We start from the raw sequence: 19,336 nt of genomic DNA on the forward strand, positions 1-19,336 counted from the left end.
AAATCCTATTGAACATTGCTTGTCAAGTTAGACAAGAGACGCTCAAATGAATATTCATAGGTTTGGATATCTCCTGCTCCCATAAAGACATAGACAGCATTGTCATGGTCAAGGAGTGGAGAAACATTTTCAACAGTGATCACTTGATGTTTTTTGTTGATTTTTTTGGCTAGGTCTTCTACCTTAACATCACCATGGTCTACTTCACGAGCAGATCCATAAATTTGCGCTAGGTAAACTGCATCCGCTTGGTTCAAAGCATGAGCAAATTCGTCCAACAAGGCAATGGTTCTTGTAAAGGTATGCGGTTGGAAGACTGCTACAATTTCCTTGCTTGGGTATTTCTGACGAGCCGCATCCAAGGTCGCAATAATTTCTGTTGGATGGTGGGCAAAGTCATCAATAATCACCGTGTCATTGACAATTTTCTCAGTGAAACGACGCTTAACACCGGCAAATGTTTTCAGGTGTTCACGTACCAAGTTCAAATCAAATCCTGCTGTGTAAAGAAGACCAATAACGGCTGTCGCATTCATGATATTGTGACGACCAAAGGTTGGAATGTGGAATTGCCCCAACTCTTGTCCACGGAAGTGAACTGTGAAGGTCGAACCAGTTGTTGAACGAAGAAGATCACTAGCTACAAAGTCATTCCCCTCAGCTTCAAAACCATAATAATAGATCGGTGCATCAGACGTAATCTTACGTAACTCAGCATCTTCACCGTAGATAAACAAACCTTTGGTAATTTGTTTAGCATAGTCGTTAAAAGCATTGAAAACATCCTCTAGACTTGTGAAATAGTCTGGATGGTCAAAGTCAATGTTGGTGATGATAGAATATTCTGGGTGGTAAGGCATAAAATGGCGCTCATATTCGTCAGATTCAAAGACAAAATATTTTGCATTGGCTGAACCACGACCTGTCCCGTCTCCAATCAAGAAACTAGTGTCTGTGATATGAGACAAGACATGAGACAACATACCTGTCGTTGAAGTTTTTCCGTGAGCTCCAGCAACTCCCATGCTGACAAAATCGCGCATAAAACTACCTAGGAATTCATGGTAACGTTTGTAGCTGATGCCATTTTTGTCCGCATAGGCAATTTCGACGTTGTTATCTGGACGAAAGGCATTTCCAGCGATAATTTCCATATCTCCATCTAGATTCTTTTCATCAAAAGGAAGAATGGTAATCCCTGCCTGCTCAAGACCGCGTTGAGTGAAGTAATACTTTTCAACATCAGATCCCTGTACCTTGTGTCCCATTTGGTGCAACATCAAGGCCAAGGCACTCATCCCTGATCCCTTAATTCCGATAAAATGATATGTCTTTGACATGTTTTCTCCCCTATTCCGTAATTCTTGTCAGATTCAACTCTTGGGCAACCTGACGTTCTTGTTCTTTTTGTTGATTCTTTTTATTGTAGATTTGGCTCTTCTTTAGAAAATCATAGTTGTTTTTCTTTGGGCCTGCAGTTTCTGCTTGCTCAGTTTGAGTAGAAATATGGCTCACTTCTTCCGCCAAGATGTAATGAGACTGGGTCAATTTTTGACTATATTTAACAAATTCACCAGAATTTTCCTTTTGGAAAGGCGCAGTAGGTTGATTGCCCTGTCTAACGAGACTTGGCTTAGAATGGTGTCTTGTAGGAGTAATATCCTTGGTCAGATAACTTGCTGAGCGTTTCTTTTTCAAATCCGCACGCGCTTCTTCACGCGCCACCTCCGCATAGCTCTTTCCTTCTTTTTTTACTCCTAAGCCAGCCTTCTTAGGTTTCTCTACTGGCTTTTCAATCTGTTTTACTGGTTTTTCTTCAGTAATAGGGGCCCATTCCAGATAATTCTTATCACAGTATTCTCCCTTGATATTACTGATAAAGTCAGATTCATCGTAGAGGTCCATAACCGGCATCTCAGTCAGCATGACCTCATCATCTGACACCAATGGAAATCGTTCTTCTCTCATTTTCTATTTCCTTTCAACACTTCATTATAGCGTATTGTCTTGATTTTTCAAGTGCTGGCTTCAGAAATTCCCAAAATTTCTCTAATTTCTGCTAGGCTGAGACTGCCACGTGACTCTGTTCCATCCAATACTTGTGACACCAGATGTTTCTTTTGTTCTTGGAGTTCCTGAATTTTTTCTTCAATGGTTCCCCTGGTCACTAAGCGATAAACCTCAACCGTTTCTTCCTGCCCCATCCGATGGGCACGGCCAATGGCTTGCGCTTCCACCGCAGGATTCCACCAAAGGTCAACCAAAATCACTGTATCAGCACCTGTCAGATTCAGACCAACACCACCAGCCTTAAGAGAAATTAGAAAGGCATCTCTTTCTCCTTGGTTAAAGGCCTTGGTCATGTCTTGTCTTTCCTTGGCTGGGGTTGAACCCGTAATTTTAAAGGAAGTCAATCCCAAGTCTGGCAGTTCTTGTTCAATTTTCTCCAACATTCCCTTGAACTGCGAGAAAATCAAGACACGGTGTCCGCCGTCTGCCACCTGTACCAGCAGATCTCGGAGACTATCCAGTTTGCCACTGGCTCCCTGATAATCTTCCATAAAGAGGGCAGGAGTGTCACAGATTTGGCGCAAGCGCATCAAACCAGACAAGATTTCCACCCGACTTCGTTGGAATTCCTGATCTGACACTAGAGCCAGACGGTCTCGCATCTGTTGCAACTGGGCTAGATAGATAGCCTTTTGCTGGTCTTCCAGTTCATTTTTATAAACCACTTCAATCAAGTCTGGCAATTCAGTCAGAACTTCTTCTTTCTTGCGTCGCATCACGAAAGGCTTGATAAACTGAGCCACTCGCTCAGCTGATAATTTCATAAATTCTTTCTTGCTTGGTAAAAGTCCTGGCAAGACGATTTGGAAAATAGACCACAGCTCACCCAGATGGTTTTCAATCGGAGTTCCTGACAAGGCAAAGACCGACGGCACCACAAATTGTCTCAAGGTCTGAGCAATCTTTGTCTGGGCATTTTTCATAACCTGAGCTTCATCTAAGAAAAGGAAGTCAAAGGCCATCCCCTGATAAAGATCACTGTCCTGACGGAAGGTAGCATAACTCGTCACATAGATTTGATGACTCTCAGCAAGAATCTCTTCACGACTAGCTTTCAAGCCATGAACAACAGCCACATCCAACTGTGGGGCAAATTTCTGAAACTCGTCCGCCCAGTTGTAAATCAAACCCGACGGAGCCAGAATCAAGACTCTACTTTCTTTTGTCACTTGACTGGTCAAAAATGCAATGGTCTGAAGTGTTTTACCAAGTCCCATATCATCAGCCAAAATCCCACCAAAACCATAATAATGGAGCATCTGCAGCCAACCGATTCCCTTTTCCTGATAATCTCGCAAGTCAGCCTTGACCTGAGTTGCTTGTCGAGGGAAGTCCTCTGGATGCGTCAAATCATGAGCCAAATTCTGGAATTCTTGTGAAAAAGAAATACGGTCTCGCCCTTCAAAGAGATGAGCCAAACTATAAGCCAAAGATTTTCGAGCCTGCAAGGCCCCATCTTTTAATTCAAACTGTCCCAGTTCCTGTAGATTTTGGCGAATTTTCTTGGTTTCTTCATCAAAAAAGTAGACTTGATTAGACGAATCAATATAAAAATCTTGATTGGCAACCAAGGCCTGCATGGCTTGGTCAATTTCCTCTTGGGCGATATCTTGAAAATCAAACTGGATTTCCAAGAGGCCACCCTTGGAAGCAATTTGTACTTGAGGGCTTGCTAGGCTATAAATTTCTTCTAGCTTGTCTGATAGTTCAACATGCCCGAGTTTTTCAAAGACTGGAATGATTTCATGAAAGAAATGATAGACAGACTCCGCTTTTAAGGTCTGACGCCAAGATTGAAAGTCTGCTTCAAATCCAGCTGCCAAACAGACTTGGAAAACTCTTTCTTCTAATTCAGCATCACTCGAAAAAGGTAATTCTTCTAGCTCTTGTCGGCTAGATACCTGCTTGTCTCCATAATCAAACTGAATTTCTAAACGAATCCGATTATCTTCTTCCCTGTCAAAGTAAAAAGAGGGCGCAAAAGTTTTGATTTGTAAGCGTTCTGGAGCTGAAACGGTCCCCATCTGGCCAAAGAGAGTTAGACAGGAAGCCAACTTATCTCGGTCACTGCTATCAAATTGCAGGTATTTCTTTCCATCTTGACCCAAAGGTAGCGCTTTGATTTCCTTGAGAAGACGCATTTGCTGGTCTGTTAGAAAATAAACCTGTCCTTTATGGAAAAGCACAGCTCCCTGATAAAAGACATTGACCCTAGGACTCTCACTGATTTCCATTTCAAAATAATCCGAGTATTCTGTTACTGTAAAGGCAAATAGATTGGCATCAGCATGCATATCCTGAAAAAGCAAGGTTTGGTAACTATCCACTTGATGGTCAAATTGAAAATGGGGCAAGGCCATCAGTAAATTCACACCCTGCTCAAAAAAGGTCAGAGGAAAAAAGAGATGCCGACCTTGGTTTTGGAAAAAAAGGTCTGGAGCTAGTCCTTCCTCCATTAGTCCGCGTAAGAAAGTCAGAAGCTCTTGACTTTCCTCATTAAAGGCTTCCCAAGACAGAGACTCCTCATAAGTTTTACCAATCATATAAGGTTTTCTCTTCTCGACGACTCTTAAAAAAAGCGGAATGTCCCGAATGACGTAGTATTTTTGGCTATTGATTTGGCCGATTCTAAGCGTCCACAAGATACGATTGCTTCCTGCTTCCACTTGTCCCACAGCTGACAACTCATAGGCTCGGTCTGATTTTGGAGACAAGATTCGGTCCAAAAATTTGCCACCCAAGGTCACCTTGGTTTCAACGGCCTCTTTTTCCTCATGACCTTCTTCCAGACTCTGCAAGATTTCCTGACCACGCTCATCATTTTTCAAAAAATGCTCCAGAGCCGCCAAATGCACACAGTAGCCCCTCTTTTGGAAAAAATCGCAGGCACAAAAAACCAAATCATCCTCTAAACTATAGCGCAGTTCTTCTTCTGCAACGCGAGCGTAGAGCCGATTGTTCTTTTCCTTGATAATGTCAACCTTACCGGTTTCATAAAGGGCAACGCCTTCGATACGGACTTTCCCCGGAATCAATTTAGCCATATTTTTACCTTTACCTTATCTTTTTATTATACCATATTTTCCCCTATGAAAATAGCCTTCTAGGGATACTTTTCTCCTAGAAGGCTGGATTTTTAACGTTTGGCAAAAGTCGTCACAATCCGCTGACAAACTTCTTGCAGTAGAGATTTAGGCATGGCTACATTGAGGCGGGCATGAAGACTTCCTTCATCCCCATAATCCAAACCAGGATTGAGGATAACCTTGGCTTCATTTCTCAAAAGCTCTTGTAATGTTTCATCAGTCAGGTCATAGGCTGAAAAATCAAGCCAAATCAAGTAGGTTCCTTGCGGTTTCATGACCTTGATTTTAGTCTCTTTTCCAAATAAATCCACCACATAATTGATGTGGTCTTCAAAGACTTGCTTGAGTTCCTCTAACCAATCTTTACCGTATCGATAGGCAGCTTCTGTCGCCAAATAACCCAAGCCTGAAATTTCATGCTGGTTATTGGCCAACTGGCGTTTCTGGTAAGCCACTCGCAACTTATGATTTTCAATAACTGCATATGAATTTTTTGTTCCAGCGATGTTAAAGGTTTTAGTGGCACTAGTCAAGACAATAGCAAATTCTTTAAAGTCAGGATTGATAGTATTGAAGGAATGATGCTTGTGACCAAAAAGGGCCAAATCTTGGTGAATCTCATCTGAAACTAACAGAACACCGTGTTTTTGGCAGAGTTGACCAATCTTCTCCAACACTTCCTTTTCCCACACACGTCCACCAGGATTGTGAGGGTTGCAGAGGATATAGAGTTTGACCTCCTCTTCCACCAAATCCTTTTCAAGTTGATCAAAGTCAATCTCAAACAGACCATCCTTTGCCACCAAAGAATTGGTAATCAATCTACGGTTGTTCAACTTGACACTGCGAGCAAAGGGTGGATAGACAGGTGTGTTAATCAAAACCGCCTCGCCTTCTTTTGTAAAGGCTTGAATAGCTGTTGAGATGGCTGGTACCACACCCTCGATAAAGACAAGAGCCTCTTTGTCAAAGTGGTAACCGTGTTGTGTGGCTTCCCACTTTTGAACTTCCTTAATTAACTCTTCACTGGCATAGGTATAGCCATAAACCAGTTGATCAGCGTAAGTTTGCACAGCTTGGCGGATTTCAGGCAAGACTACAAAGTCCATATCCGCTATCCAAGCTGGTAGGACTTCACTATCCGTTTCTGCTTCTTTCCATTTATAGGTATGGTGCCCTAAACGGTTTGGCAGGCTTGTAAAATCATATTTTCCCATCTTTGTCTTATCCTTCTAATGCTTGGCGCAAATCTGCAATCAAATCTCTAGCATCCTCAATCCCAATAGACAAGCGCAAGAGGTCATCTGTCAAACCGTAAGAATGGCGCACTTCTGCTGGAATATCAGCGTGAGTTTGTGTCGTTGGATAAGTAATGAGACTTTCCACCCCACCTAAACTTTCCGCAAAAGAGAAGACCTTAAGACTGTTCAAAATATGTGGAATGCGTGTTTCATCCGCTACTTTAAAGGAAATCATCCCCCCACGACCAGTATAGAGAACTTCCTTGACTGCTTGAGAATCTTTCAAAAAGGCAACCACTTCTTGGGCATTGGCTGTTGAGCGCTCCATACGAAGAGACAAGGTCTTGAGACCACGAATCAATTGATAACTATCAAACGGAGACAAGACTGCCCCTGTCGTATTGAGATTATAAAAGAGTTTCTCGTATAGTTCTAAACTATTGGTCACAACCACTCCAGCCAAGACATCATTGTGCCCTGCCAGATACTTAGTCGCTGAATGGAGAACAATATCCGCACCATCTTCAATCGGACGTTGATAGATAGGACTGTAGAAGGTATTGTCCACAACCACTTTGGCACCCTTAGCATGAGCCAATTTTGCTAGTTTTTCGATATCAAATTCCAACATCAAGGGATTGGTTGGCGTTTCGATATAGAGAACATCCACGTCCTTTTCTAACTCAGCAATCAACTCTTCTTCTGTATTGGCATAGGTAAAATGGAAACGACCTTCCTGCTCCACTTGGTTAAACCAACGGAAAGAACCTCCGTAAAGGTCACGCACTGCCAAAACCTTACTTCCTACCGGAAAAACGCTAAAGGCCAAGACAATAGCTGACATCCCTGAGCTAGTAGCTAGGGCATAGTCTGCTGACTCAATGGCCGCCAAAACTTCTTCAGCCTTGCTGCGAGTTGGGTTTTTGGTACGCGTATAGTCAAAGCCAGTAGACTGACCGAACTCTGGATGCTGATAAGTCGTTGAAAAATGTAGCGGTGTTACCAAAGCTCCTGTCGCTTCGTCTGACTTGATACCCGCCTGGGCCAAAATTGTGTTAATGTGTAATTCCTTGCTCATACAATACCTCCAAATCTATAGTAACTATTGTACCACTTATTTTCATCAACTCATTTTCTTCTTTTCAAGAGCTGGTTATAGTTTCAAACTATAGACTTAGCTAGTAAAGCTAAAAAAGAATCCAGAAAATACTCTAGATTCTTTTGTGAAAATCCTTGCTAGGGTTTACTTGGACCGAAAGAAATCCTGTTGGGCTAAATAGTCATAATGCTCTTTGTTAAATTGATACTGGCCCACACGCTGACTAACCTGACCGACATCCACGGAAAAAATATAGGCTTCATTTTGATAGTTCCAGTTCAGCCTAACTGTATTCAAGACTGGCTTATAAGTAAAATCTTTAACTTGATTCCAAGGCATCTCAAGGACTTGATTAGAACGATTTTCAGTTATATCACTGATGTCCATCAAGTAGATTCCCTTAGGTGTGAATGCCAGAATCTTAGGCTTCACACTCGACTGAACATAGTAACTTCCTCCTATAATGAAGAAATCAATAAAGGATTTCAGCCATGTCTTTTTCTTGAAAGCCATCAGAAAATTCCTTTGCCCTTCAATGTGACACCTTGAAAGAAATGATGCAATCTGTTTTTCTGTTGCAAACTCCATAATAGCGCCCATAATGTTACCTCCATAACGATTAGTAAATAGGCAAATAAGAACTCTTCACATAAAGAAGAACTTATCATTTGTTGCATTTTATCTTACTTTTCCAGTAGATGACATCCCTCCTATAAAATCACTCTAGCATATACATACTTCAATCAACATTGGGTAGAATTGCGAAAATAGTTTCTCACGTTTTTGTTATATTCATTATAACATAAATCCAGTAAACAAATTAAAAAATGTAAGCACTTTTCTTCAAAATTGCCAGCATTCTATATAAAAACGACGGCTTCTTTCGAAACCATCGTTTTTCTTGAAAAATCCTTATTTGACATGTTTTGCCAATTCTTCTTGGGCTTTTTTATTGGATTCTTCTTTTTCTTTCAGCCATTTTTCTTTAGCTTTTTCATATTCATCCTTTGTGACTGTCTTATCTTGTACTTTGAGGTATTTATATGATTCAATACCTTTATTACCAGCTTGTGAGAATGGTTCTGAGAAAGGAACTGTTTTTCTCAATACTGGTGTTCCACCCAGGGAAACGTTTGGAATGGCTAGAGAGCTATCTACCAACCAAGCTTGGATTTCAGCATACTTTTCATAGCGTTTTGCAATATCTTGTTCCTTGTTAGCTTCTTCCAGCATTTGAGTATAAACATCCAGCCCAACAGCCTTAGCCTTGTCATTGGCTTCACCTGGCTCTAAACCTAGATTTTGCAGAACACCACCACTATTAGTATTAAAAATATCGAGATAGGTTGAAGGATCTTGGTAATCAGGACCCCAACCACCGTTGTAAAGATCATAATCCTTCTGAGCTGCTGTCTGAGCCAAATAGCTTGTATTGTCATAATCTTCAGTAGTGAGTTGTTGAATATCAATTACAACGTTCTCTGCACCTAAGGCTGCTTCAATAGATTGCTTCATAGAATTTGCCTCTTGAACACCCTTTTTAACAGCTTGGTCAACTGTCATGTCCAAGTGGATTGGGAATTGGACTCCTTTGGCTTGGAGTTCTTTCTTAGCCTCTGCAAATTTGGCTTTGGCTTTTTCAGCATTGTAGTATGGATCTTGGGCATCCGCAAAGTTGATTCCTTGCCATTCCTTACCATAGTTGACCATTTTAGAGGCTACTACTTCACCAAAGTCTTTGCCGTTGATGGTTACAAAATTAGGAGGAACGACTAGGTTACGCAAAATCTTAGTTGCTCCGTCTTCCCCTTGAGATTGAGCCCCATAAGCTGTACGGTCATAGGCAAAGTTTATGGCTTGACGGAAGTTTTTGTTAAGAACTGCTTCCTGAGTCGATTTCTTCTCAGCATCGCTTGTCTTAGAAGTGAATTTATAAGATTTTCTATCAAGGTTAAAGTTTAAGAAGTAAGAAGTAGGCTCTTGCAATCTATAGATGATATTATCCTTATTCTTTTCTTTAATACCCTCAAAACTTGAACTGTTTGGATAGAGACGAGCGTAGCTATAAGCCCCCTCCACAAAGTTACGAGCCAGTGCATCTTGGTCACTACCATCATAATAGGCCAATTTGACATCATCTACAAAGACATTTTTAGCATCCCAATAGTTGGGATTTTTCTTGAATTCGATGACAGATTTTGAAACAAAGGATTTCATCAAGAAAGGTCCATTGTACAAAATGCTAGATGGGTCTACCTTCCCAAAATCATCCCCTTTTGATTTCAAGAAATCCGCATTGACTGGGAAGAGAATCGTTGACGTTGTTTTTGAGTTCCAGTAAGATTCTGGTCGTGTCAAGGTATATTGAACTGTTTGGTCATCAAGAGCCTTAACTCCGACAGTTGAAAAGTCGCTTGTTTTACCAGTGATATAGTCATCTAAACCAGCAACGGATTCTTGTACTAAGTACAAGGCTTCTGATTTTTTATCAGCTGCATATTTCAAACCAGTGACAAAATCTTGGGCAGTAACAGGAGCATATTCATCTCCATCTGCAGTATACCATTTAGCATCTTTACGCAGTTTGTAGGTATAGGTCAAACCGTCTTGAGAAACACTCCAATCCTCTGCCAAGGACGGGATATAGTTCCCATATTGGTCATTTTCCATGAGACCATCTACCAGATTGGTCACAATATCATTGGTTGTTGCACGGTTTTCTGCTAGATAGTTCAAACTTGATGGGTCACTTACGTAAACATAGTTATATGTTTTTGACGCTGTGCTAGAATTTCCACAAGCACTTAATAAAATACCTGCACTTAACACGACACCTGCAAGCGTTGCATACTTGGCCTTAGACTTTTTCATTTCCAGAACCTCCTGATTTAAATATTTGTCTTATTATACATTACAGGTTTTATTTAGTCAATAGTTTTTTAAGTAAAATTTAAGAAAAATAAAATTACCATCTACAAACTTTAGTTATTATTCTACAAATTAATAAAAAAGAGAATAATTTAAGCATTTCATGATAGAAACATTCAAATTATCCCTTTTATTTATAAATATTTTCTAAGTTAACTTTAATTTGATTCGTAAGCGATCTGCTTGGGCTTTTCCAATCACCTTATCCAATAAGCGAGTACGAAGGCTCAAGAATCCATAAACTCCTCCTCCCATGGCACCAACAAGAGCTACATAAAGGAAGCTCCACAAACGTCCACTTGGTTGGAACACAAATCCTAAAATCCACTGCATTGTTCCTACTACAAGAAGCATGAAAAGAGTTAACAAACTGATTAAAATGGTTCGCTTCACAATAATCTTGCGCTTGACACCTGTTACCTTACAAATATCCCGATACATCAAGACATTAGGAATGATAAGACCGATAGTTGTGGAAATCAAAGGACCATAACTGTGGAAGAGGGCGATGGTAGGTATTTGCAAGACTAGCTTGGCAATCGAACCATAGATGAAGTAGAGAACAGCCTTACGGTTTCGGAACATGGCCTGAAGCATTGGTGACAAGACCATGTACAAGCCTAAAATGGTAGACTGCAAAACGGCAAAGACAAACAAGCCCATAGCCAAACTATCTGGCTTGCCATAGAAAACCGTATAAAGAGGTTCTCCTACCATGACCACTCCAACTGTTGCTGGCAACAGGAATAAGAAAAGCATGGTAATGCTGTCCTGAACTAGGCGAGAAGCTGCTTTCAAGTCTCCCTTGACATAGTTTTCAGTCAAGAGTGGCAATCCTACACTACCAATCGAAACCCCAACAGAAATCAAAATCATAGTGATTTTATTAGGGTTAGCTGAGAAATAAGAAAACATGACAACCAAGTCTTCATTACTATAATTGGTAAACCAGCTCATACTATTGATAAAGGTCATCTGGTCCAGAATCTGGAAGAGCTGGATGGCAGACCCTGTCAGGATAAAAGGAATGGCTTCCTTAATGGTATCGACTAAGAGACGCTTGCTGTTAATCTTATCTCCTGTTTCAAGGACTCTTTTTAGTAATCCTTCCTTAGCAAGGAAGTAAAGCAAAACTGCAAAACTGGCTACCATGCCGACAAAGGCAGCAAAGGTTGATTGGGTTACCGCTGCTAGATAATCTCCTGAGCCCATTTTCATAATCATAAAGGTAGCTAGGAGCATCCAGATAACACGAATGACCTGCTCAGCGATTTGGCTCATGGCATAAGGTTTGAGGTTATTCATCCCTTGGAAGAAGCCTCGGATAACGCTCATAGAAGGGAAAATCAAGACTGCCCAAGCCAAGCTCTGCATGATTGGTATCAGGTCTTTCCCCACACCCGACAAGTCTGCTAGCCAAGGAGCAAAGACATACAAGACCAGAGCAAAGACCAGACCTAGTCCTGTCATAAAGCCTAAAAAGCTTCTAATCAGGGCAAAGCTATGCTCCTCTTCTCGCATGGTATTGTATTTGGCAACTTGCTTGGCCACCGCAACTGGAATCCCCGCTGTTGAAACCAGCAAGAACCAGGCATAGATATTGTAGCCCATGGTAAAGAGACCATTGGCCGTAGCCGCATAAGACCCCATCCAGATATACCAAGGAATAATATAGATGGCCCCAAGTAGGCGACTGATAAAGTTACTAGCCGTTAACCAAGCAGTCCCCCGTAACATCTGGGCCTGCTGGTGATTGTTTTCGTTAGACATAGATTCCTCATTTAATTTTAATCACTAGGAAAAATTCCTCATCTTCCATTATAAACTTTTCCTTGTCACTTGTAAATTTACGACTTTCGGTTTACAATAGAAAGTATGATTAAGATTGAAACCGTATTAGATATATTAAAGAATGATGGTCTTTTCCGTGAGATTATCGACCAAGGACACTACCACTACAACTACAGCAATGTCGTCTTTGACACCATCTGCTATGACAGCCGCAAGGCCAAAGAGAAGAGCCTCTTTTTCGTCAAAGGTGCTGCTTTTAAGCAGGAATTTCTGCTTTCAGCCATCTCTCAAGGACTGGGTTGGTATGTGGCTGAAGAAGACTATGAAGTTGGTATTCCTGCCATTATCGTCAGTGATATCAAGAAAGCCATGAGTTTGATTGCCATGGAATTTTATGGCAATCCACAGGAAAAACTTAAACTCCTTGCCTTTACTGGAACCAAGGGTAAGACAACAGCAGCCTATTTCGCCTATAACATCTTATCTCAAGGGCATCGACCTGCTATGCTCTCGACTATGAATACAACTCTAGATGGCAAGACTTTCTTTAAGTCTGCATTGACAACCCCTGAGAGTATCGATCTCTTTGACATGATGAATCAAGCTGTTCAAAATGACCGTACTCACCTCATCATGGAGGTATCCAGCCAAGCCTATCTGGTCAAACGTGTCTATGGTCTAACCTTTGATGTGGGAGTTTTCCTCAATATCAGCCCCGACCATATCGGCCCGATTGAACACCCTAGCTTTGAAGACTACTTCTACCACAAACGTCTCTTGATGAAAAATAGCCGAGCAGTCATCATTAACAGTGACATGGACCACTTTTCTGTCTTGAAAGAACAAGTAGAAGATCTAGACCATGATTTCTATGGTAGCCAATCTGATAACCAAATCGAGAATTCCAAAGCCTTTAGTTTTTCAGCTACGGGTAAACTCGCTGGTGATTATGATATTCAACTGATTGGACACTTCAACCAAGAAAATGCCATTGCTGCTGGACTTGCTTGCCTCCGTCTCGGATCTAGTCTTGAGGACATCAAAAAAGGAATCGCTGCAACCCGTGTTCCTGGTCGTATGGAAGTCCTCACACAGAAAAATGGTGCCAAGGTTTTCATTGACTATGCCCACAATGGGGACAGTCTCAAAAAACTCATCAATGTGGTTGAAACCCATCAAACTGGAAAGATTGCACTAGTTCTTGGTTCGACAGGAAACAAGGGAGAAAGCCGTCGTAAGGACTTTGGCCTCCTCCTTAATCAACACCCTGAGATTCAAGTCTTTCTGACTGCTGATGACCCTAACTATGAAGATCCAATGGCCATCGCAGATGAAATTAGTAGCTACATCAATCATCCTGTTGAAAAGATTGCAGATCGCCAAGAAGCCATCAAGGCAGCGATGGCTATCACAAACCAAGAATTAGATGCTGTCATTATCGCTGGTAAGGGGGCCGATTGCTACCAAATCGTCCAAGGCAAGAAAGAAGCCTATCCAGGAGATGCAGCCGTCGCGGAAAATTATTTATAAGATAGTAAAAAAATCAAGGGAAATGAAACCCTTGATTTTTTCTATCCTTATTTAAAAGCGTTTTTCAAACCTTCAACGGCACCTTCTACAGCACCTTTAGCATCTTCAACTACTTCTTTTGCCTTAGCAACTGTCTTTTCTACAGCGCCTTCTGCTTCAGTCTTGCTATCCCCAGTAACTTTACCAAATCCTTCTTTGATAGCGCCTGTTGCTTGTTCCAATTTGTTTTCAAGTGACATATGATTGTCTCCTTTAATTTTATTCCGATATGTGTTACCGGTTACATATAGTTTATACTGAATCCTAAGGAAAGTCAAATAATGTGCTCAGAAACAAGAAATCAGGCCAAGTAGAAAGTTAATCTTTCCTTATCAAAATCAACAGCCAACTCATACTTCCCTTCTTCATTTTGGACAATATAGCCCAAGACCACTAAACTATCCACAAAGATATCACGGCGTTTCTGCATGAGCTGATCTTTTTTGAGAAATTTCAACAAAAAAGTTGTCATGTATTTGAGAGCATACTCAGGATTAACATCTCCTAAAATAGCATAGAGCTCCTGCTGTTTTCCTGTCAAAGGATACTGATGTTTGACCTTGTAGAAATAATTGGACAGGGTCATTTTTGTTCGCGCAAAGTCCGTCCTTTCAACTAAAATAGCTGCATTTGTCTGATTTCGCAATTCCGTCTCAAAACTCTGCTCTAACAATGCTTGATAGGCCGGACTATCTTCTCTGACAAAAATCTCTTGGTCCAGTTCGAGACTATCAAGTGATTCCAGCAAAGGAAGATTGAGATAATAACGCTTATTTTCCCGTAGAATCAAGCCTGCCTTTATATACTCTTCCATGAGTTTATCAACTGCTACATCTGGAAATTGAGCCTTGATTTCTCGTAGAATCACATCATCATGCTGGTCCAGATAGCGGATCAATTCTCCAAAAAATGGCTGTCTCGTCAAACGAGAGGGATTAAAAATCTGAATCATGAAGATTCCTTTCTTTACATTCTAACAGAGGCGATGCTGCCAACTGACTAGGATTGGTCCCAGCTTGTTTTAGAGGAACAGGCAAACCTAGTTCTCTGTAATATTCTCTCCAAAAATCACTAATCTCCTGCTCCCCATCTCCAAATTTCATAGGAATAGTTTCAAAAATCGGTAGGATTTCTGCCATATACTGGGAACAGTAAAAACCAGCACCATCTGGATAGAAAGAAGCATTATAGGGAGCTCCAAGATGTTTGCAAGCTCTTTCCTTCACCGACTGGATATCCATTTCTGGGTAGACATAGAGGTCGTACAAGTGATTGGGTTCAAAGAAGTCTGCTGGTTCTTGACAGACAACACCCGCTTCTCCACTAGCATGGTAAATCATCCCATCCAAATAGATGGCGACATGGCTATAGTTGCCTGTTGAAGTCTGGATGGCCTGTCCCAAATCCGACTCATCTCTTACAAAAATCAAATCGCCATTTGCTAACATGCTTCACTCCTAGAAAAAAAGGAGCCGAAACTCCTTTCGATATAAGTCAAACTAGACTTTCCGATTTTGAAATGACACCCAAAATCTTAAGCGTTAAAGCTTTCAGTCAATTGAGGAACAACTTGTTTCTTACGTGAAACAGCACCAGCAAGGAAAGCGTGGTTGTTTTCAAGTTTGAAGTTAAAAGCAGCTTCTACCTTATCCATGTTAGCACCGAGTGCTAGGATTTCTGAGTTTGAGTTGACGATATCTGTAATCATCAAGACAAAGTCAGAGTAACCGTTTGCTGCGTTAGCAGCTTGCATTGCAGCTTCGATTTCTACTTGGCGTTCCAAAACTTCAGCGATGTCAACTGTGTTTACTTGAGCAACACGGACATTATTTCCGTTCAATTCAAAAGTTTTAGCATCGATGTCAATCAATTCTTCAGCAGATTTGCTGGCCAAGTTGGTACCAGCTTTCAACATAGCCAAACCATACTCTTCTAAGTTTACACCAGCTAATTCAGCCAATTCTGGAGCAATGACTGTATCTGTTGGGTGTGTTGTTGGTGATTTCAAAAGAAGGGTATCTGAAATCAAACCTGAAAGCATCAAACCAGCAATCTCTTTAGGCACAGCCACACCATGTTCTTTGAACATACGATAAACGATTGAAGACGCTGAACCAACTGGCTCCAAACGCATGTAGAGTGGGCTTGCAGTTTCAAAGTTAGCCACACGGTGGTGGTCTACAACACCATAAACTTCTACTTCAGCAATATCTGATACAGATTGTTGGAATTCATTGTGGTCAGTCAGGATAACTTGCTCTGCACCTTCTGCTTTAGCAGAAGTGATAACACGTGGTGCTTCCACACCAAAATAGTTCAAGACAAAGGCTGTTTCTTCATTTGGAGTTCCAAGGGCAACAGCTTCCGTATCCAAACCGTAAGCTTCTTTTGCAAGGTAGGCAAAGGCTACAGATGACCCGATGGCATCTGAGTCTGGATTTTGGTGACCAAATACTAGAATCTTAGACATGATAATACCTCATTTTGTTTATTCTCTTTATTGTAGCATTTTTTTCGCTTTTTGACAAAAGTAAGAGGAGTCAAAGGGCTCCTCACAATTCTTCAAAATAACTGATACTCTTCGAAAATCTCTTCAAACCACGTCAGCTCTATCTGCAACCTCAAAGCAGTGCTTTGAGCAACCTACGGCTAGCTTTCTAGTTTGCTCTTTAATTTTCATAGAGTATGAGTAAATTTCTATCTTGATTTTCAGATAAAAATTGCTCCTTCTGTGGCCTCTTCTTACGCTTGAGCAGGGCTTCTGCCGACATAGCTTCTTCCTTACTGGCAAAACCTTGAGCATAGATGAGTTTGACTGGCAAGCGGGCTCGTGTATATTTGGCTCCCTTCCCACTATTGTGGACAGCAAGGCGTCTTCTCACGTCAGTCGTATAACCGGTATAGTAAGAACCATCACGACACTCCAGCACATACATATAAGCCTTATGATCCATAATAAATCTCTTCAAGTTCGGGCGTATAGGAACCATCATCATTATGGACAATCAAAGGTGGTAAAACCTTAAAACCACTCGTTGAGCCATCCTTGATAGCTTCAATCAAGAGCATATTAGCTTCCTTTTCCCGTTTTGGATAAACAAACTGCAGGCGCTTAGGAGCTAGATTATGCCGTTGCAACATGTCCAAGATATCCAAGAGGCGGTCAGGACGATGCACCATGGCCAAACGCCCATTGGACTTGAGAATACTTTGGGCACTACGACAAATTTCCTGCAAATTGGTCGTGATTTCGTGGCGAGCCAAGAGATAATGTTCACTCTCGTTCAGATTGGAATGAGGATCCACCTTGAAATAGGGTGGATTACATAAAATCATATCCACCTTACTTCCCTGGATGTAAGCAGGCATATTTTTCAAATCATCACAGATGACCTCCATCTGCTCTTCTAAACCATTCAAACGGACAGAGCGTTCAGCCATATCCGCCAAACGCTCCTGAATCTCAACAGCCAAAATCTGTGCCTGAGTCCGAGTGCTAGCAAATAGCCCCACTGCTCCATTTCCAGCACAAAAATCCACTATCAAGCCCTTCTTAGGAAAACGTGGAAAACGTGACAAGAGAACACTATCCACCGAATAGCTAAAAACCTCTCTATTTTGAATGATTTTGATATCTGTTGAAAAGAGCTGGTTAATGCGCTCTCCTGATTTTAATAATTGTTCTTCTTCCATGGTCTTATTATAGCAAATTTATATTAACATTACAAAAGATAGAAATTTCTAACTAGTGCTTCTGATTCTTCAAATGTTGAAGGGCTTCCTTGGTCCAAATTGGCATCATTCGTTTGAGAGGCGCAAAGCCATAGTTAAAACGGTCGCTTGAAAAGCGTCTCCGTCTCGGAAACTGGTGCTTTTCTTCCTCCAAAGTGCGGATGGAAAGACTAGCTTTCCCTGTAAATTCATCTAAATCCACTACTTGAACTTGAACCTCTTCATCGACTTTCAAGGCTTCTTGGATATTTTCAATAAAGCCTGTCCGAATCTCTGAAATGTGAATCAGTCCCGTATCACCCGTCTCTAGCTCAACAAAGGCACCGTAGGGCTGAATCCCTGTAATACGGCCCTTTAGCTTATCACCGATTTTCATCCTAGTCCTCGATTTCAATTGTTTCAATCACAACATCTTCAACTGGCTTGTCCATAGCTCCTGTCTCAACAGCAGCAATGGCATCCAAGACAGCGTAAGAAGCTTCATCAGCTAGCTGACCAAATACAGTGTGACGGCGGTCTAGATGAGGAGTTCCACCTTGGTTGGCATAGATTTCCGCAATCGGTTCTGGCCAACCACCACGAGCAATTTCTTTCTTAGAATAAGGCAAATGTTGATTTTGCACGATAAAGAACTGGCTGCCGTTAGTATTTGGACCAGCATTGGCCATAGAAAGGGCACCACGGATATTGTAAAGTTCTTCTGAGAATTCATCCTCAAATGATTCGCCGTAGATTGACTCGCCACCCATACCAGTTCCAGTTGGGTCTCCACCTTGAATCATAAAGTCCTTGATAATACGGTGGAAAATGACACCATCATAGTAGCCATCTTTTGAAAGTGCAACAAAGTTAGCCACTGTTTTAGGAGCATGTTCAGGGAAGAGCTTAATACGCAAGTCTCCGTGATTGGTCTTAATAGTCGCGATAGGACCTTCTACTATTTCAATGTCTACTTGTGGGAAATGCAATTCTTTTTCTACCATACCAAATCCTTCTAAGGCATCAAAAATGCCATCTTCTTCTAATGTTTTTGTAATATAATCTGCTTTTTCTTTGATGTTATCATGAGAAATTCCCATTGCAACGCTGATTCCAGCATAATCAAAGAGTTCCAAGTCGTTGAGGCCATCTCCAAAAACCATGACGTTCTCTGGTTTCAAGCCAAGGTGTTCAACAACCTTTTCCACCCCCGTCGCTTTGGAGCCTGAAATCGGCACAATATCAGACGAATGTTGATGCCAACGAACCATGCGAAGTTTGTCTGAGAGACTATCAGGCAAGTGCAAGTCATCTCCCTTATCTTCAAAAGTCCACATCTGATAGATATCTTCTTTTTCATGGAAGTCAGGATCTACATCTAAATCGGGGTAAATTGGATTGATAGCTTCACTAATCATATCGGTGCGAGTCGACAACTTGGCATCATGACTCCCAACCAAACCATACTCAATTCCCTCTTGCTTGGCCCAAGAGATATACTCCTCAACATCTGACTTCTCAATCTGATGCTGATAAATGACATGACCTTTTTTATCTTCGATATAAGCCCCATTCAAAGTTACAAAAAAGTCAGGCTTGAGATCACGAATCTCTGGAACGACACCAAAAATCCCTCGTCCAGAAGCAATACCTGTCAAAATTCCTTTCTCACGTAATTGCTTAAAAACAGTTGGGATTGAAGCTGGAATAAAACCTGTCTTTGAATTCCGCAATGTATCATCAATATCAAAAAAGACAATCTTGATTTTCTTTGCCTTGTATCTTAATTTGGCATCCATCTCACTACCTCTTTCAATCTAACTCTTTCCATTATACCATAA

The 19,336-nt window shown here is 41.3% G+C and carries 17 protein-coding genes; 1 reads left to right on the forward strand and 16 read right to left on the reverse strand.

Translation table 11 applies throughout. The features are described 5' to 3' along the window. Positions 1-5 precede the first annotated feature (5 nt). The 8 genes from murC to N8O43_RS09225 form a co-directional block, all read right to left on the reverse strand. The gene (murC, locus tag N8O43_RS09190) at positions 6-1,340 is read right to left on the reverse strand and encodes a UDP-N-acetylmuramate--L-alanine ligase (protein WP_261090155.1); all 1,335 of its coding nucleotides are present in this window, start codon (positions 1,338-1,340) and stop codon (positions 6-8) included. Positions 1,341-1,350: 10 nt separating this feature from the next. Continuing rightward, positions 1,351-1,968, reverse strand: a complete 618-nt coding sequence (locus N8O43_RS09195) for a divisome accessory protein ZapJ (RefSeq protein ID WP_261090157.1) — start codon at positions 1,966-1,968, stop codon at positions 1,351-1,353. A 47-nt stretch (positions 1,969-2,015) separates the two neighbouring features. Beyond that, positions 2,016-5,114: a pilus expression-regulating Snf2 family helicase gene (locus N8O43_RS09200; protein ID WP_261090158.1), complete on the reverse strand. Its 3,099-nt coding sequence runs from the start codon at positions 5,112-5,114 to the stop codon at positions 2,016-2,018. Positions 5,115-5,206: 92 nt separating this feature from the next. Next, positions 5,207-6,373 (reverse strand): MalY/PatB family protein, encoded by a 1,167-nt coding sequence (locus N8O43_RS09205; protein WP_261090159.1) that lies wholly within the window; start codon positions 6,371-6,373, stop codon positions 5,207-5,209. Between the two features lie 7 nt (positions 6,374-6,380). Beyond that, positions 6,381-7,475, reverse strand: coding sequence for a cystathionine gamma-synthase (locus tag N8O43_RS09210; protein WP_261090160.1), 1,095 nt, complete (start codon positions 7,473-7,475; stop codon positions 6,381-6,383). A 165-nt stretch (positions 7,476-7,640) separates the two neighbouring features. Then, positions 7,641-8,096, reverse strand: a complete 456-nt coding sequence (locus N8O43_RS09215) for a hypothetical protein (protein WP_261090161.1) — start codon at positions 8,094-8,096, stop codon at positions 7,641-7,643. A gap of 312 nt (positions 8,097-8,408) precedes the next feature. After that, positions 8,409-10,367: a peptide ABC transporter substrate-binding protein gene (locus N8O43_RS09220; protein ID WP_261090162.1), complete on the reverse strand. Its 1,959-nt coding sequence runs from the start codon at positions 10,365-10,367 to the stop codon at positions 8,409-8,411. Between the two features lie 204 nt (positions 10,368-10,571). Then, positions 10,572-12,194 (reverse strand): putative polysaccharide biosynthesis protein, encoded by a 1,623-nt coding sequence (locus tag N8O43_RS09225; protein WP_261090163.1) that lies wholly within the window; start codon positions 12,192-12,194, stop codon positions 10,572-10,574. A 105-nt stretch (positions 12,195-12,299) separates the two neighbouring features. Here N8O43_RS09225 and N8O43_RS09230 point away from each other — a divergent pair, with 105 nt between their 5' ends. Further along, positions 12,300-13,745: a UDP-N-acetylmuramoyl-L-alanyl-D-glutamate--L-lysine ligase gene (locus N8O43_RS09230; RefSeq protein WP_261090164.1), complete on the forward strand. Its 1,446-nt coding sequence runs from the start codon at positions 12,300-12,302 to the stop codon at positions 13,743-13,745. A 47-nt stretch (positions 13,746-13,792) separates the two neighbouring features. On the opposite strand, the gene N8O43_RS09235 is transcribed toward N8O43_RS09230, so the two are convergent. From N8O43_RS09235 to N8O43_RS09270, 8 genes are all read right to left on the reverse strand, one after another. Continuing rightward, positions 13,793-13,984: a CsbD family protein gene (locus N8O43_RS09235; RefSeq protein ID WP_000051184.1), complete on the reverse strand. Its 192-nt coding sequence runs from the start codon at positions 13,982-13,984 to the stop codon at positions 13,793-13,795. Between the two features lie 101 nt (positions 13,985-14,085). Further along, positions 14,086-14,736, reverse strand: a complete 651-nt coding sequence (locus N8O43_RS09240) for a DUF1803 domain-containing protein (protein ID WP_261090165.1) — start codon at positions 14,734-14,736, stop codon at positions 14,086-14,088. Then, complete coding sequence (locus tag N8O43_RS09245) at positions 14,720-15,232, reverse strand: YiiX/YebB-like N1pC/P60 family cysteine hydrolase (RefSeq protein WP_261090166.1); 513 nt, start codon at positions 15,230-15,232, stop codon at positions 14,720-14,722. The genes N8O43_RS09240 and N8O43_RS09245 overlap by 17 nt, the downstream gene beginning before the upstream one ends. A gap of 86 nt (positions 15,233-15,318) precedes the next feature. Continuing rightward, on the reverse strand, positions 15,319-16,254 hold the full coding sequence (locus N8O43_RS09250; RefSeq protein WP_261090167.1) for a manganese-dependent inorganic pyrophosphatase: 936 nt from the start codon (positions 16,252-16,254) through the stop codon (positions 15,319-15,321). Between the two features lie 199 nt (positions 16,255-16,453). Further along, on the reverse strand, positions 16,454-16,738 hold the full coding sequence (locus tag N8O43_RS09255; protein ID WP_261090169.1) for a GIY-YIG nuclease family protein: 285 nt from the start codon (positions 16,736-16,738) through the stop codon (positions 16,454-16,456). Beyond that, entirely contained in the window at positions 16,728-17,477 is a 750-nt protein-coding gene (locus tag N8O43_RS09260) for a tRNA1(Val) (adenine(37)-N6)-methyltransferase (protein ID WP_016398575.1), read from the reverse strand. Before N8O43_RS09260 ends, N8O43_RS09255 begins: the two co-directional genes overlap by 11 nt. Positions 17,478-17,529: 52 nt before the next feature. Further along, positions 17,530-17,892 (reverse strand): S1 RNA-binding domain-containing protein, encoded by a 363-nt coding sequence (locus tag N8O43_RS09265; protein WP_000689605.1) that lies wholly within the window; start codon positions 17,890-17,892, stop codon positions 17,530-17,532. A 1-nt stretch (position 17,893) separates the two neighbouring features. Next, entirely contained in the window at positions 17,894-19,294 is a 1,401-nt protein-coding gene (locus N8O43_RS09270; protein ID WP_125393641.1) for a bifunctional Cof-type HAD-IIB family hydrolase/peptidylprolyl isomerase, read from the reverse strand. Positions 19,295-19,336: the final 42 nt, after the last annotated feature.

It is taken from the genome of Streptococcus mitis, from assembly GCF_946190335.1.
GTDB lineage: Bacteria > Bacillota > Bacilli > Lactobacillales > Streptococcaceae > Streptococcus > Streptococcus mitis_CH.